The organism is Cellulomonas dongxiuzhuiae, assembly GCF_018623035.1.
Lineage (GTDB): Bacteria > Actinomycetota > Actinomycetes > Actinomycetales > Cellulomonadaceae > Cellulomonas > Cellulomonas dongxiuzhuiae.
Genome location: NZ_CP076023.1, coordinates 2490693 through 2505137 on the forward strand (window position 1 = coordinate 2490693; position 14445 = coordinate 2505137).

Below are 14445 nucleotides of genomic sequence, written 5' to 3' on the forward strand. Positions count from 1 at the left end.
CACCCTCAGATGTTGAGCTGGAAGACGCCCCAGTAGGCCAGCACCGCCAGCAGGACCGCCGATCCGCCCAGCACACCGACCGCGGCGACGCGCCGGACACCGCCCGGTGCGAGCGCGACGCCGTCGAGCCGTGCGTCGTGCGCCCGGCGCGCGAGCAGCACCGCGGCGAGCACCGCGACGATCCCGAGGACCCGCACACCGAGCCAGCCGCCCTGCACGACCCACGCGTCGCGCTGGTAGTCGACCGCGAGCCGCGCGACCGCGACGAGGTACACGACGAGGCAGGCGACCGTCGCGACCGTCGCCCCGCCGAGCGCCGCGAGGCGCCACGCGACACCGGGGGCGAAGCGCCGAGGAGGCTGCGCGGGGTCACGGCGCGCCCGTCCCCACGGCGTGCGCTGCACGACGCGTGTCGCGCCGACCGCCAGCCCGCACAGGACCATGAGGATCGGCACCCCCAGGACCAGGACGAGCAGCGCGGTGCCGTCGCGGAGCCACCGCGGCTGCGGCACCGGACCGGCGAGGTACGCCTGCGAGGGTTCCGCACCCGCCACCCGCGGTGCCGCGTCACCCGTGGCGGGCAGGCCCAGCACCCAGCCCGACAGGTCGCGCAGGAACTCCGGCGTCGGGCTGCCCCCGACACGGATCCCGTGGTCCGCGCCCTCGTAGTAGCGGACGGTCACCGCGGTGTTGCCGGCGCGCGCGGCGTCGGACCGCACCTGCAGGGCCCCCTGGACGATGGGCATGGAGGCGTCCGCGGTGCCGTACACGACCAGCAGCGGCTGCGTCATGCGCCGCTGCCAGGGCGACACGTCGAAGTCGGCGTACTCGAAGCCGCCGCCCGGCATCGACATGCCCACCGCGCGCGGGATGGCGCGGAAGACCGCGTGCGGCACGTCGGTGTTGCGCAGGTAGGCGTCCACCGCGAAGGCGGCCTGCTGGCGCGGCGGCACGACCGGCGAGGACACGAGCACGACGCCCGCGATGCGAGGGTCCTCCGCCGCCATGACGGGTGCGATCCACCCGCCCTCGCTCTCGGCGTAGACGACCACGCGGTCCGGGTCGACCTCGGGCCGGTCGCGCAGCAGGTCCAGCGACCGGTGGTAGTCGCCGGCCATCGCGACGTAGTCGCGGTGCCGCGTCGTGTACGTGTCGAGCCGCTTGTCCGGGACCATCGCCACGACGCCCGCCTCGGCGAGCGCGTGCGCCTGCCGCTTGAACGCCTGCACGGACCTCCCGGTCCCGGCGCCGTGGACGAACAGCACCGCGGGCCCGGGCTCGGTGACCCCGACCGGCAGGCTGAGCCGGGCACCGACGCTCGCGCCGTCGAGGCGCACCGAGACGTCGACGGTGCGCACCTCGTGGCTGCCGAGCTCGGGGGCGCCGCCGATCGACGTGTCCGCCGTCGCGACCTCGATGCCCTCCTCGAGCGGACCGGGGTCCCAGTGGGGTCCCGTGACGGCACCGACGACGGCGAGCAGCAGCGACCCCAGGGCGACGCTGGCGACGAGGCGGTACACCGACGAGAGCCGCGCCGAGCGCGGGCCGCGTCCGTCCGGGGACGTCGCCGCGGGCCGCGTCCCCGTGCTCGTCACCGCCACCTCAGAAGCCCAGCCGACCGAGCTGCTTGGGGTCGCGCTGCCAGTCCTTGGCCACCTTCACGTGCAGGTCGAGGAACACGCGGGCGCCCAGCAGCGCCTCGATCTGGGTGCGGGCACGCGTGCCGACGTCGCGCAGCCGCGCGCCGCCGCGGCCGATGACGATGGCCTTCTGGCTGTCGCGCTCGACGAACAGGTGCACGCGCACGTCCAGCAGCGGGCGACCGTCGGGGCCCGGCGGCTGGTCACGGGGCACGATCTCGTCCACGACGACCGCGAGCGAGTGCGGCAGCTCGTCGTGCACGCCCTCGAGCGCGGCCTCCCGGACCAGCTCGGCCACCATCACCTGCTCGGGCTCGTCGGTCAGCTCGCCCTCGGGGTACAGGGCGGGGCCCTCGGGGAGGTGCCCGACGAGGACGTCCGCGAGCACGTCCACCTGGTAGCCGTCGCGCGAGGACACGGGGACGATGTCGGCCCACTCCCCCAGCTGGTCGACGGCCAGCAGCTGCTCGGCCAGCCGTGCCCGCGGCACGGTGTCCGTCTTGGTCACGACGGCGACCACGGGCGCGCCGGACCGGCCGGGCGTGCCGAGCCGCGCGAGCTGCTCGGCGATGAAGCGGTCGCCCGGACCGATCTTCTCGTCGGCCGGCAGGCAGAAGCCGACGACGTCGACCTCGCTGAGGGTGTCGCGCACGAGCGCGTTGAGGCGCTCGCCCAGCAGCGTGCGGGGGCGGTGCAGCCCCGGCGTGTCGACGAGCACGAGCTGCGCGTCGTCCCGGTGCACGATGCCGCGCACCACGTGCCGGGTCGTCTGTGGCCGACCGGACGTGATGGCGACCTTCTGCCCGACGAGCGCGTTGGTCAGCGTCGACTTCCCGGTGTTGGGCCGCCCGACGAAGCAGGCGAAGCCGGAACGGTGGGTCATCGGGTGGCCTCCGAGCCGTGGTCGCGCGCGGCGGGGGTGCCGCGCGCCGGGGTGCCCGCGGCCGTGGTGCCGCGGGCGGGGGTGGCGGGCGCGTCGTCGTCGGGCTCGTCGGCGCGGTGCACCAGGACCGTCGCGAGCCGCTTGCGGCGGCCCTCGACGCGTTCGGCCTCCAGGCGCAGCCCGTGGATCTCGCCCACCGAGCCCGGCAGCGGGACCTTGCCCAGCGCCTTGGCCAGCAGGCCCGCGGCGGTGTCGACGTCCTCGTCCTCGACGTCGATGCCGAACAGGTCGCCCAGCTCGTCGCGGCTCATGCGCGCCGGGACGCGGAAGCCGCCGTCGCCGAGCTCCTCGATGACCGGCGCGCTCGCGTCGTGCTCGTCGGTGAGCTCGCCGACGATCTCCTCCAGCGCGTCCTCGATGGTCACCAGCCCGGCGATGCCGCCGTACTCGTCGACCACGAGCGCGATGTGGCTCGACCCGTCGCGCAGCTCCAGCAGCAGCTCGTCGACCGGCTTGGACTCGGGCACGTAGACCGCGGGCCGCGCGAGCGACGACGCGGGCGCGTCCAGCGGGTCGTCGTCGCCGAGCGAGCCGTTCACGACGTCCGCGGCACCGCGCGCCGGGATGCGCCGCACGATGTCCTTGAGGTAGAGCACGCCGACGACGTCGTCGACCGACTCCCCCACCACCGGGACGCGCGAGAAGCCCGAGCGCAGCAGCAGCGCCAGCACCTTGTGCAGCGGCGTGTCCGCCTGCGTCGTGATCATGTCGGTGCGCGGCACCATCACCTCGCGCGTGAGCGTGTCCCCCAGCTCGAGGACCGAGCGGAACATCTCGCGCTCGTTCTCCTCGATCGCGTCGGACTCGCTGACCCGCTCGACCATGTCCCGCAGCTCGGCGTCGTCCTGCTCGCTCGTCGACGCCGACGGGTCGGCGCGCCGCCCGACGCCACCGGCCAGCACGGTCACGGCAAGCAGCAGGCGCGACAGGCTCGCCAGCACGCCGACGGGGTGGCGCCGGCCCATGCTGCGGGGGCTGACCCGCACCAGCAGGAACGCGACGACGGCGCACGCGGCGATCGCCAGGAGCGCCGTGGCCCACCACGACAGGCTGCCGGCACTGATGGCCAGCGTGAGGCACACGGTCGCCGTCATCTCGCCCAGGAGCCTGACGAACGCGGCCGCCGCCGTGACGCGCGTCGGGTCGTCGACGAGCCGGCGCACGCGGGCCGCCGCGCCCGGGCGCTCGCTCTCGAGCTCGGTGACGCGGGCACGCGTCACGCGCAGGACCGCGACCTCGCCCGCGGACAGCGCAGCGGCCAGGACGATCCCGACCAGCGCGACGGCGACGAGCAGAGCGACGGGGACGCCGCTCATCGGCCGGCCAGGAACGTCAGGAGCAGGCGCCGCTGCAGCGCGAACATCTCCTTCTCCTCGTCGGGCTCCGCGTGGTCGTACCCGAGCAGGTGCAGGATGCCGTGCGTCGTGAGCAGCAGCATCTCCTCGGCCGTCGAGTGACCCGCCGCGCGGGCCTGCGTGGCGGCGACCTCGGGGCACAGCACGACGTCGCCCAGCACACCGGGCCCGGCGGGCTCGCCCTCGCGGCCGGGCCGCAGCTCGTCCATCGGGAAGGACAGCACGTCGGTCGGCCCCGGCTCGTCCATCCACCGCACGTGCAGGTCCGTCATCGTGGCCGTGTCGACCAGCCGGACGAACAGGTCCGCCTGCGGGTGCACGTGCATGGCGTCCAGCACGTACCGCCCGAGGGCCGCGAACTCGGCCTCGTCGACCTCGACGCCCGACTCGTTGCTCACCTCGACGCTCATGACCTGTCCCACCTCGCGTACGCGTCGATGATCTCCCCCACCAGGCGGTGCCGGACGACGTCGGAGGACGTCAGGCGGCAGAACTCCACGTCGTCGACCCCGCCGAGGATCTGCTCGACGACCCGCAGGCCGGACGTGGTGCTGCTGGGGAGGTCGACCTGCGTGACGTCGCCGGTGACGACGACCTTCGACCCGAAGCCGAGCCGCGTGAGGAACATCTTCATCTGCTCGACGGAGGTGTTCTGCGCCTCGTCGAGGATGATGAACGCGTCGTTGAGCGTGCGGCCGCGCATGTACGCCAGCGGTGCGACCTCGATCGTCCCCGCCTCCATGAGCCGCGGGATGGACTCGGGGTCCACCATGTCGTGCAACGCGTCGTACAGGGGGCGCAGGTACGGGTCGATCTTGTCCGCGAGAGAGCCGGGCAGGAACCCCAGCCGCTCGCCGGCCTCGACCGCGGGCCGGGTCAGCACGATGCGGTTGACCTTGCGCGCCTGCAGCGCCTGCACGGCCTTGGCCATCGCGAGGTACGTCTTGCCGGTGCCCGCCGGGCCGATGCCGAACGTCACGGTGTTGCGCTCGATCGCCTCGACGTAGTCCTTCTGCCCCGCGGTCTTGGGGCGGATGGTGCGCCCGCGCGAGGACAGGATGTTGAACGTCAGGACGTCGGCGGGCCGCGCGGCGGCGGCGTCGGTCAGCATGACGACCGAGCGCGCGACCACGTCGGGGCTCAGCGGCGTGCCGGCGGCGGCCATCTCGACGAGCTCGTCGACGAGCCGCGTGACGAGCGCGACGTCGCCGGGCGCGCCCGCGAGGTTCACCTCGTTGCCGCGGACGTGGACGTCGACGGTCGGGAAGCCGTCCTCGATGCTGCGCAGCACCTCGTCGCGCAGGCCGAGCAGCTCGACCATCGACACGTCCGACGGGACGGTGATGCGGTGCTCGATGCGCGCGTGCCGGGACTCGGGGACGCTGGGTGCGGGGCTGGACTCGGCCATGTGCTCGGCGGTAGCCGTGCGCTCCTTCTCTCGACGCGTGCCCTCCGGCGGGCACGTCCCCATCCTACGGCTCCGCACACCGGTGAGGGATCCGCCGCCGAGGTGCACGGGTCGCCCCGGCGGCGCCGGATGGGCCCTTCGTCCCCAGGCAGCACGACCGGGTCGGGAGAACACTGGGTGGTGGACCTCGGGCGACGGAGCCCGGTGACTGCGTGCGACGGAGGAAGCCCCATGGCTCGGTACGTCAAGGACTTCAGCGAGGGCGACAAGGACCAGAAGGACCTGCTCGGCGGCAAGGGTGCGAACCTCGCCGAGATGACGCGGCTCGGCCTGCCGGTGCCGCCCGGCTTCACGATCACCACCGAGGCGTGCCGCGCCTACATGCGCACCGGCGCGGTTCCCGCCGAGCTGCGGGTCGAGGTCACCATGGCGGTGCGCCACCTCGAGGACCAGCTGGGCCGCCGGCTCGGCGACTTCCACGAGCCGCTGCTGGTCTCCGTGCGCTCGGGAGCGAAGTTCTCGATGCCCGGGATGATGGAGACGGTCCTCAACGTCGGGCTCAACGACGCGTCCGTCCAGGGCCTGGCCGAGCTGTCGGGCGACGAGCGCTTCGCGTGGGACTCCTACCGGCGCCTGATCCAGATGTTCGGCCGGACGGTGCTCGACATCGACGGCGACCTCTTCGCCGACGCGCTGGACAAGGCGAAGGCCGCGCGCGGCGCCACCGCGGACGTGGACCTCGACGCCGCCGACCTGCGCACGCTGGTCGACACGTACAAGCAGATCGTGCGCGACGAGTCCGGGCGCGAGTTCCCGCAGCACCCGCGCGAGCAGCTCGACATGGCGATCGTGGCCGTCTTCGACTCGTGGGGCACCGAGCGCGCGCAGCTGTACCGGCGCAAGGAGCGCATCCCCGACGACCTGGGCACGGCCGTGAACGTCTGCACCATGGTCTTCGGCAACCTCGGGCCGACGTCCGGCACGGGTGTGGCGTTCACGCGGGACCCGGCGTCGGGGCGCACCGGCGAGTTCGGGGACTACCTGGTCAACGCGCAGGGCGAGGACGTGGTGGCGGGCATCCGCAACACGCTGTCCCTCGCCGACCTCGAGGACGTCGACCCCGCGGCCCACGCCGAGCTGCTCCAGGCCATGCGTCGCCTCGAGACGCACTACCGCGACCTGTGCGACATCGAGTTCACGATCGAGCGCGGCAAGCTCTGGATGCTGCAGACGCGTGTCGGCAAGCGCACGGCGCCCGCGGCGTTCCGCATCGCGTGCCAGCTGGTCGACGAGCACCTCATCACGATGGACGAGGCGCTGTCCCGCGTCACCGGTGCCCAGCTCTCGCAGCTGCAGTTCCCGCAGTTCGGCGCCGCCGACGGCACGGACCGCGTGCTGCTGACGAAGGCGATGCCCGCCTCGCCCGGGGCGGCCGTGGGCATGGCGGTCTTCGACCCGGCGACCGCCCAGCAGTGGGCGTCCGAGGGCAAGGACGTCATCCTGGTCCGACGCGAGACCAACCCGGACGACCTCGGCGGCATGATCGCCGCGGTGGGCGTCCTGACGGCGCGCGGCGGCAAGACGTCGCACGCCGCGGTCGTCGCGCGCGGCATGGGACGCACGTGCGTCGTGGGGGCCGAGGAGCTCGTGGTCGACTCGACGGCCCGCACGATGACGGCCCCGGGGCACACGGTGACCGAGGGTGACGTCATCGCGATCGACGGCACCACCGGCGAGGTCTTCCTGGGTGACGTCCCGGTCGTCCCCTCCCCGGTGCAGCGCTACCTCGAGGACGGTCTGGACGTCGCGCTCGCGGAGGCGCCGGACGACGAGACGCGTGACCTGGTGCGGGCCGTCCACCGCATCCTCGAGCACGCCGACTCGACCCGCCGGCTGCGCGTCCACGCCAACGCCGACACGGCCGAGGACGCCCTGCGCGCCCGCAGCCTGGGGGCGGAGGGCATCGGGCTGTGCCGCACCGAGCACATGTTCCTCGGCGAGCGGCGCGTGCTCGTCGAGCGCGTGGTGCTCGCCGCGGACGACGCCGAGCGGACGGCCGCCCTCGACGCGCTGCTGCCGCTGCAGCGCCAGGACTTCACGGACCTGCTCGCCGAGATGGACGGCCTGCCCACGACCATCCGGCTCATCGACCCGCCGCTGCACGAGTTCCTGCCCGACCTCACCGAGCTGTCCGTCAGGGTCGCGCTGGCGGCGGAGCGGGGCAAGGTCGACGAGCGGGACGTCACGCTGCTCGCCGCCGTGCGTCGCATGCACGAGGCGAACCCGATGCTGGGGCTGCGGGGCGTGCGGCTCGGGCTCGTCGTGCCGGGGCTGTTCGACCTGCAGATCCGCGCGATCGCCGAGGCGGTCGCCGCGCGGCTCGCCGCCGGCGGACACCCGCACGCGGAGATCATGGTGCCGCTGGTGGCCTCGGTGCAGGAGCTCCGGCTGGTCCGCGAGCGCGCGCTGACGATCATGGCCGCGGTGAGCGCCGAGCACGGCGTCACCGTGGACCTGCCCGTCGGCTGCATGATCGAGCTGCCGCGCGCGGCGCTCACGGCGGACCGCCTCGCGACGCAGGCCCAGTTCTTCTCGTTCGGCACCAACGACCTCACGCAGACGACGTGGGGCTTCAGCCGGGACGACGTCGAGGGCGCGTTCTTCTCCCAGTACACCGCGAACGGCGTGCTGACGGTGTCGCCGTTCGAGACGATCGACGTCCGTGGCGTCGGGGAGCTCGTGAAGGTCGCGGCGGAGCGCGGCCGGGCGACCCGACCGGACCTCACGCTCGGCGTCTGCGGCGAGCACGGCGGCGACCCGGAGTCGATCCGGTTCTTCGACTCCGTCGGGCTGGACTACGTCTCCTGCTCGCCGTTCCGCGTGCCCGTGGCCCGTCTCGAGGCCGGACGTGCGGCCGTCGAGCACGACGGCGCGGACGCGCGCTGAGCCCGTCGCGCCCGGCCCCACGGAGCCGTGCGGGCGTGGACGGTCCCCGTCGACCACCACGCCCGCACGCCCTGCTCCCGGGGTCAGCCCCAGCGGCCGAGCCGGTCGGCGAGCATCGCGACGGCGACGGGACCGGCGGTCGACGTGCGCAGGACGTGCGGGCCGAGCCGGCACACGACGGCGCCCGCGGCGGTGAGGGCCGCGACCTCGCGGTCGCTGATGCCCCCCTCGGGACCCACGACGACCAGGACCTCACCGTCCGCCGGGAGGTCGACCCCGTGCAGCGGCGTCGTCGCCGACTCGTGCAGCACGACGGCGGCGCCACCGGCCGCGACGACCGCGCCGACGCGCGCGACGAGGCCCCCGTCGTCGAGCGCCTGCTCGACCACGGGCATCCGTGCGCGCCGCGACTGCTTGGTCGCGGTGCGGACGGTCCCGATCCAGCGGGCACGGCTCTTCTGCGCCCGCTCCCCGCGCCACACCACGACGGACCGCTCGGCCTGCCACGGCACGACGACGTCGACCCCGACCTCGGTGGCCGCCTCGATCGCCAGCTCGTCCCGGTCGCCCTTGGCGAGCGCCTGCACGAGCACGAGCTGCGGCGCGGGTGCGTCCTCCACGACGACGTCCTCGACGTCGATGCGCACGCCGTCGGGCCCCGCGGCGCGCACGCGCCCGACGAGACGGACGCCGGCGCAGTCCACCACGTCGACGCGCTCACCTGCACCCCGCCGCTGGACGACGCCCGCGTGCCGGCCCTCGGTGCCGTCGAGCAGGTACTCCCCGCCGGCTCGCACGCCGTCGAGCATGCCCGGCTCGACCACGAAGACCGGGGCGCTCACCGGCCGCTGAGCTTGTCGCGCAGCTTCGCGAACATCCCGGGGTTCGCCGCCGCGAGACGCGCCTCGGGGCGCTCCTCGCCGCGCAGCACCGCCAGGCGGCGCAGCAGGTCGGCCTGCTCGTCGTCAGCGGGTGAGGGCACCTGGACCTCGACGTGCACGTGCAGGTCACCGCGTCCGCCGACGTGCAGGTGACCGACGCCGAGCCCGCGCAGCGTGAGGATCTGCCCCGGCTGCGTGCCCGGGCGCAGGTCGACCTCCTGGGGCCCGTCGAGCGTCTCCATCGTCACGACCGTGCCCAGCGCGGCCGCCGTCATGGGCACCTGGAGCGTCGCGTGCAGGTCGTCCCCGCGCCGGACGAACGTCTCGTGCTTGCGCTCGCGCACCTCGAGGTAGACGTCCCCGGGCGGACCGCCCGCTGGACCGACCTCGCCCTGCCCGGTCATCTTGATGCGCGTCCCGGTGTCCACGCCCGCCGGGACGTCCACCGACAGCGTGCGCCGCGAGCGCACGCGTCCCTCGCCCGCGCACTCGGTGCACGGCTCGGGGATCACGGTGCCGAACCCGTGGCAGGCGGCGCACGGCTGCGTCGTCATGACCTGCCCGAGGAACGAGCGCGCGACGCGCTGCACGGACCCGCGCCCGCCGCACACCTCGCAGGTGCGCGGCGACGTGCCGGGACGGCAGCACGTGCCACCGCAGGTGGGGCACAGCACGGCGGTGTCGACCTGCACCTCGCGGTGGACGCCGAACGCGGCCTCGGCGAGGTCGAGGTCGAGACGCACGAGCGCGTCCTGCCCGCGCCGGGCGCGCGGCACGGGTCCGCGCGGAGCACCGCCGCCGGCCGCACCGAAGAAGGTCTCGAAGATGTCCTGGAAGCCGAAGCCGCCGCCCATGCCGCCGCCGGGCGACGAGGGGTCGGCACCCATGTCGTACGCGCGGCGCTTCTCGGGGTTGCCGAGCACGTCGTAGGCGCGCGACACGTCCTTGAACCGGTCCTCCGTCCCGGGCTCGGTGCCCGAGACGTCGGGGTGCAGCTCGCGCGCCAGGCGGCGGTAGGCCTTCTTGATCTGCTCCGGCGTCGCGTCCCGCGGGACACCGAGGATCTCGTAGTAGTCGGTCACGTGGCGTGCTGCTCGCTTCCTGCTCGTGCGCGGAGGGACCCGGCCCGCGTGCGGCGCACCGAGGGGCGCGGACGCGTGGCGCGCGGGTCAGCCCGCGAGGATCCGGGTGAGGTACCGGGCGACGGCTCGGACCGCCGCCATGGTCTGGGGGTAGTCCATCCGCAGGGGGCCGACCGACCCCAGGACGGCGACGGACGAGCCGTCACCGCCGTAGCCGCTGGTGACGATGCTCGTCTCGGCGAGGCCCTCGAGCTGCGTCTCCCGGCCGATGCGCACCGCGACGCCTGCCGAGTCCTCGGCCATCTCGGACAGCAGGCGCAGCAGGACGACCTGCTCCTCGAGCGCCTCCAGCACGGGACCGATCGTGTGCGGGAAGTCCGCACCGGCGCTGCGGGCCAGGTGCGAGGCGCCCGCGACGATCACGCGCTCCTCGCGCTCCTGCGCCACGGTCTCGGCCACGACCGCCACGACCGCGCGGACGAGGTCGGCACCGTCCGGCTCGAACTCCCCCGCCAGTGCGTCGAGCGCCGTGTCGAGGTCCGCGAGCCGCAGGCCTGCCGCCACGACGTTGAGGCGCAGACGCAGGCGCGCGACGACGCTCTCGTCGAGGTCCGCGGTCAGCTCGACCGTGCGCTGCTCGACGCGGCCCGTCGTGGTGATGATGACGACGAGGAGGTGGCGCGCACCCACGGGGACCAGCTCGACGTGCCGCAGAGCGGAGCGCCGCAGCGACGGGTACTGCACGACCGCCACCTGGTGGGTCAGCTGGGCGATCAGCCGCACGGCGCGGTCCATCACGTCGTCGAGGTCGACGGCCTCCTCGAGCAGCGTGCCGATGGCGCGCTTCTCGGCCGCCGACAGCGCCCGCACGCCCGAGAGCCGGTCGACGAACTCGCGGTAGCCCAGCTCGGTCGGCACCCGCCCGGCGGAGGTGTGCGGCTGGACGATGAGACCGGCCTCCTCGAGGGCGGCCATGTCGTTGCGGATCGTCGCGGGCGAGACGCCGAGCGCGTGCCGCTCGGCAAGGGCCCGCGACCCGACGGGCTCGCGGGTCGCGACGTAGTCCTCGACGATCGCGCGCAAGACGTCCAGCCGACGGTCCTCGCTCATGTCGCTCCCTCCGTCCCCCGGGGTCCACACCGTACGTGCGACCACCTCGTGCGGTCGCCTCCCGGCCGGCCGAGGTAGCACTCGGACGGACCGAGTGCCAATTCTACGCGGTCCGGCCGGTGGATCCGCGGCCGCACCGCGCGTCGCCACGACGGCCACGCGGCACGGCTCCTACAGTGCCCGCGTGACCGACGACCGATACGGCTCCGACGTGCTCGCGGGCGCCGGCGCCACGTCCCGTGCCGCCCACCACCGCGCCCCGCGCACGTCGCGCGAGCAGCCCGCCGAGCGCGGGCTGGTCGTCGAGGACGTCGAGACGGGCTGGGTCGGTGCGGTGGTCCGGGTCGAGAAGTCGGGTGGGCTGCACGTCGTCGTGCTGGAGGACCGCCGCGGCCGGACCCGCACGTTCCGGCTCGGGCCGGGGTTCTGGGTCGAGGGTGAGCCCGTCGTCCTGACGGCCCCCGTGACGACCAGGGCGCCGGTGCGCCCGACGCGCACCGCGTCGGGCTCGGTGGCGGTGCCCGACGCGCCCGCGCGCGTGGCGCGCGGCTCGCGCATCTGGGTGGAGGGCAAGCACGACGCCGAGCTCGTCGAGAAGGTGTGGGGCGACGACCTGCGCGTCGAGGGCGTCGTCGTCGAGCTGCTCGACGGGGTCGACAACCTGGCCGACGCGCTGCGCGACTTCGGTCCGACGGCCGACCGGCGGGTGGGCGTCCTCGTCGACCACCTCGTGCCCGGCTCCAAGGAGAGCAGGCTCGCGGCCGACGCGCTGCGCACCGTGCGCGCGGGCACCGTCCGCGTCCTCGGCCACCCCTACGTCGACGTCTGGCAGGCCGTCCGACCCGAGCGCATCGGCCTGGAGGCGTGGCCCACGATCGAGCGCGGCACCGAGTGGAAGCGCGGGATCCTGCGCGAGCTCGGGTGGCCGGCCGCGGAGCAGGCGGACGTCGCGCGGGCGTGGCAGCGCATCCTGCGGTCCGTGCGGTCCTACGCCGACCTCGAGCCCAGCCTGCTGGGCCGCGTCGAGGAGCTCATCGACTTCGTCACCGCCTGACGGCGCGGACGCGGGGCCCGTGCGCCGGACGGGCCCTGCGTGCCTGCGCCGACCGTCAGGCTGCGATCTGCCCGCCCGTCAGCCGCCGGTACGCGTAGACCATGATCAGCGCGCCCACCGGCAGCGACACGAGCACGCCGATGCCGCAGACCGCGCTCCCGATCCAGCTCACGACCGCCACGACCAGGTACACGAGCACCCCCGTGCCCAGGTCGCGCGTCTGCAGCGCCACGCTGGTCCGGATGGCCTCGACGGCGCTCTGGCCGCGATCGACGATGGCGACGACGGCGTAGAACACGAAGAACCCGACGACGACGAACGCGAGCTGGCCGATGATGGGGACGAGGCTCGCGACCAGGCCGACGGCCCCGAGGATGAGGGCCAGGACGACGAGCTGTGCGAGGTACGACGTGTCGAACAGGTAGTCCGCCGACAGCGCGCGCCCGTCCGCGACCCGCAGCGCCGCCTTGATGAACGCGGCGCTGAAGAGCACCAGCAGCAGCACGACGAGCGCCACGAAGATCGCGATGCCGATCGACGCACCGACGCCCGCCGCAGCGCCCGCGACCCCGTCCCTCCCGCCCGTGAGCGCCGCGACGCCCCCGACGAGGCTCATCCCGATGACGGCGACCACGATGATGACGACGAACCAGGCGAGCCCGCCCAGGACGAACGCCGCCCAGTTCTGACCGAACTTCGTGAACGCCCACGAGAAGCCGGCGCCGATGTCGACCTGGCCGGGCGGCGGGACGTACGGCTGGCCGTAGGGCTGCTGGCCGTAGGGCTGCTGGCTGTAGGGCTGCTGGCCGCCGGGCTGCCCGTAGGGCGAGCCGGGCGGCGGGTAGGGCGAGCCGGGCGGCGGGTAGGCGCCCGGCGCGCCGCCCGGCGTGCCGTACGCGGGCGGCGGGTAGCCGCTCCCGGCGGGGGGCGGCGTGGGCGGGACGCCGCCCGTCGGCTGCCCGTAGGCGGGCGGGGGCGGCGGCGGGACGCTCGCGTCGTCGTCGCTCGGCGGGGTCCCGCCGGTGTTCTCGGTCATGCGGGCCTCCTGGCACCTGGCGGGACGTGGACACGTCCCGCACGACAGCGAACCGAAACGTCTCAGAACGTGTCAAGGCACCGCGCCGCACGACGGGGCGCGTCCTGCACCGCGCCGGTACGCTGCGGGGCGCGGCGCCCGCGGCCCGCAGCCGACCTGCGACGACGCCGCGCCATGACCGCACCGCCGACGACCCCGGGAGCGCACGTGTCCTACGACCCTCGTCCCACCCCGCCCGCGCGGTCCGCGCAGGGCGCCACCCTCGCGATGGCGGCGCACCTCGGCGGCGTGCTGACCTACCTCTTCGTCGGGTGGGTGGCCTCGCTCGTCGTGTGGCTCGTGCAGCGCGACCAGGACCCGGCGGTCGCCCGGGAGGCGCGCGTGGCGCTGAACTTCCAGCTCACCGCGCTCATCGCCATGGTGGTCCTGCACGTCGTCGAGCAGTTCCCCGTCATCGGCGTCGTCGGGTGGATCGGCAAGCTCGCGGTCGGGATCGTCGCACTCGTGCTGTCGATCCTCGCCGCGGCAGCCGCGTACCGCGGCGGTTCCTACCGGTACCCGTTCAGCCTCGAGCTGGTCCGGTGAGCGCCGCACCCCCGGCGTGGACACCGCCACCGCCGGCACCGCCGCTGCGCCCCGACGAGGAGCGCACGTGGGCGATCCTCGTCCACGTGCTGCCGCTGCTCGGACCGGGCTTCGTCGTGCCGCTGGTCGTCTGGCTGGTGTTCCGTGGCCGTGGCGCGTTCCTCGAGCACCACGCCAAGGAGTCGCTCAACTTCCAGATCACGGCGCTGCTCGCGCTCGTCGCCGCGGCCGTCCTCACGGTGGTCACCTTCGGCCTGGCGACGCCGCTCCTCCTCGGCGTGCTCGTCGCCTGGGTCGTGCTGTGCATCGTGGCCGCCGTCGCGGCCAACCGGTGGGAGTGGTACCGCTACCCCGCCACGCTGCGTCTGGTCACCTGAGCTCCCGCGGGTGGGGGACGTCCGGGCG

General features: G+C 74.4%; 13 protein-coding genes. 4 read left to right on the forward strand and 9 right to left on the reverse strand.

Annotation, left to right across the window (positions count from 1 at the left end; genetic code table 11):
- Positions 1 to 5 precede the first annotated feature (5 nt).
- Genes KKR89_RS11150 through KKR89_RS11170 form a run of 5 tightly spaced genes read right to left on the reverse strand, consistent with a single transcriptional unit; the run spans position 6 to position 5346 of the window.
- Positions 6 to 1595, reverse strand: a complete 1590-nt coding sequence (locus KKR89_RS11150; RefSeq protein WP_208195408.1) for an alpha/beta hydrolase family protein — start codon at positions 1593 to 1595, stop codon at positions 6 to 8.
- Positions 1596 to 1602: 7 nt separating this feature from the next.
- A complete protein-coding gene (gene era / locus KKR89_RS11155) occupies positions 1603 to 2523 on the reverse strand; it encodes a GTPase Era (RefSeq protein ID WP_208195409.1) in 921 nt (306 codons plus the stop codon).
- Positions 2520 to 3899: a hemolysin family protein gene (locus KKR89_RS11160; protein ID WP_208195410.1), complete on the reverse strand. Its 1380-nt coding sequence runs from the start codon at positions 3897 to 3899 to the stop codon at positions 2520 to 2522. Before KKR89_RS11160 ends, era begins: the two co-directional genes overlap by 4 nt.
- A complete protein-coding gene (gene ybeY / locus KKR89_RS11165) occupies positions 3896 to 4348 on the reverse strand; it encodes an rRNA maturation RNase YbeY (protein ID WP_191782013.1) in 453 nt (150 codons plus the stop codon). The genes KKR89_RS11160 and ybeY overlap by 4 nt, the downstream gene beginning before the upstream one ends.
- The gene (locus tag KKR89_RS11170) at positions 4345 to 5346 is read right to left on the reverse strand and encodes a PhoH family protein (RefSeq protein ID WP_208195411.1); all 1002 of its coding nucleotides are present in this window, start codon (positions 5344 to 5346) and stop codon (positions 4345 to 4347) included. Before KKR89_RS11170 ends, ybeY begins: the two co-directional genes overlap by 4 nt.
- 231 nt (positions 5347 to 5577) lie before the next feature.
- Here KKR89_RS11170 and ppdK point away from each other — a divergent pair, with 231 nt between their 5' ends.
- A complete protein-coding gene (gene ppdK / locus KKR89_RS11175) occupies positions 5578 to 8292 on the forward strand; it encodes a pyruvate, phosphate dikinase (RefSeq protein WP_208195412.1) in 2715 nt (904 codons plus the stop codon).
- Between the two features lie 83 nt (positions 8293 to 8375).
- Here ppdK and KKR89_RS11180 read toward each other — a convergent pair whose 3' ends face one another.
- From KKR89_RS11180 to hrcA, 3 genes are all read right to left on the reverse strand, one after another.
- Positions 8376 to 9134 carry a 16S rRNA (uracil(1498)-N(3))-methyltransferase gene (locus tag KKR89_RS11180; RefSeq protein WP_208195413.1) on the reverse strand — a complete coding sequence of 253 codons (759 nt, stop codon included), beginning with the start codon at positions 9132 to 9134 and terminating at the stop codon, positions 8376 to 8378.
- Positions 9131 to 10255 carry a molecular chaperone DnaJ gene (dnaJ, locus tag KKR89_RS11185; protein ID WP_208195414.1) on the reverse strand — a complete coding sequence of 375 codons (1125 nt, stop codon included), beginning with the start codon at positions 10253 to 10255 and terminating at the stop codon, positions 9131 to 9133. Before dnaJ ends, KKR89_RS11180 begins: the two co-directional genes overlap by 4 nt.
- An 87-nt stretch (positions 10256 to 10342) precedes the next feature.
- The gene (gene hrcA, locus KKR89_RS11190) at positions 10343 to 11365 is read right to left on the reverse strand and encodes a heat-inducible transcriptional repressor HrcA (protein ID WP_208195415.1); all 1023 of its coding nucleotides are present in this window, start codon (positions 11363 to 11365) and stop codon (positions 10343 to 10345) included.
- A 184-nt stretch (positions 11366 to 11549) separates the two neighbouring features.
- Here hrcA and KKR89_RS11195 point away from each other — a divergent pair, with 184 nt between their 5' ends.
- A complete protein-coding gene (locus KKR89_RS11195; protein WP_208195416.1) occupies positions 11550 to 12419 on the forward strand; it encodes a DUF3097 domain-containing protein in 870 nt (289 codons plus the stop codon).
- A gap of 55 nt (positions 12420 to 12474) precedes the next feature.
- On the opposite strand, the gene KKR89_RS11200 is transcribed toward KKR89_RS11195, so the two are convergent.
- Positions 12475 to 13455 carry a hypothetical protein gene (locus KKR89_RS11200; RefSeq protein WP_208195417.1) on the reverse strand — a complete coding sequence of 327 codons (981 nt, stop codon included), beginning with the start codon at positions 13453 to 13455 and terminating at the stop codon, positions 12475 to 12477.
- 207 nt (positions 13456 to 13662) lie between these two features.
- On the opposite strand from KKR89_RS11200, the gene KKR89_RS11205 reads away from it, so the two are divergent.
- Positions 13663 to 14040, forward strand: coding sequence for a DUF4870 domain-containing protein (locus KKR89_RS11205; protein ID WP_208195418.1), 378 nt, complete (start codon positions 13663 to 13665; stop codon positions 14038 to 14040).
- Entirely contained in the window at positions 14037 to 14417 is a 381-nt protein-coding gene (locus KKR89_RS11210) for a DUF4870 domain-containing protein (RefSeq protein ID WP_208195419.1), read from the forward strand. Before KKR89_RS11205 ends, KKR89_RS11210 begins: the two co-directional genes overlap by 4 nt.
- Positions 14418 to 14445 lie beyond the last annotated feature (28 nt).

Bases quoted from the DNA above. Each gene is read 5' to 3' on its own strand.
- ybeY (WP_191782013.1), bottom strand. From the start codon at position 4,348: ATGAGCGTCGAGGTGAGCAACGAGTCGGGCGTCGAGGTCGACGAGGCC.
- ppdK (WP_208195412.1), top strand. From the start codon at position 5,578: ATGGCTCGGTACGTCAAGGACTTCAGCGAGGGCGACAAGGACCAGAAG.
- KKR89_RS11160 (WP_208195410.1), bottom strand. From the start codon at position 3,899: ATGAGCGGCGTCCCCGTCGCTCTGCTCGTCGCCGTCGCGCTGGTCGGG.
- hrcA (WP_208195415.1), bottom strand. From the start codon at position 11,365: ATGAGCGAGGACCGTCGGCTGGACGTCTTGCGCGCGATCGTCGAGGAC.
- KKR89_RS11170 (WP_208195411.1), bottom strand. From the start codon at position 5,346: ATGGCCGAGTCCAGCCCCGCACCCAGCGTCCCCGAGTCCCGGCACGCG.
- KKR89_RS11200 (WP_208195417.1), bottom strand. From the start codon at position 13,455: ATGACCGAGAACACCGGCGGGACCCCGCCGAGCGACGACGACGCGAGC.
- era (WP_208195409.1), bottom strand. From the start codon at position 2,523: ATGACCCACCGTTCCGGCTTCGCCTGCTTCGTCGGGCGGCCCAACACC.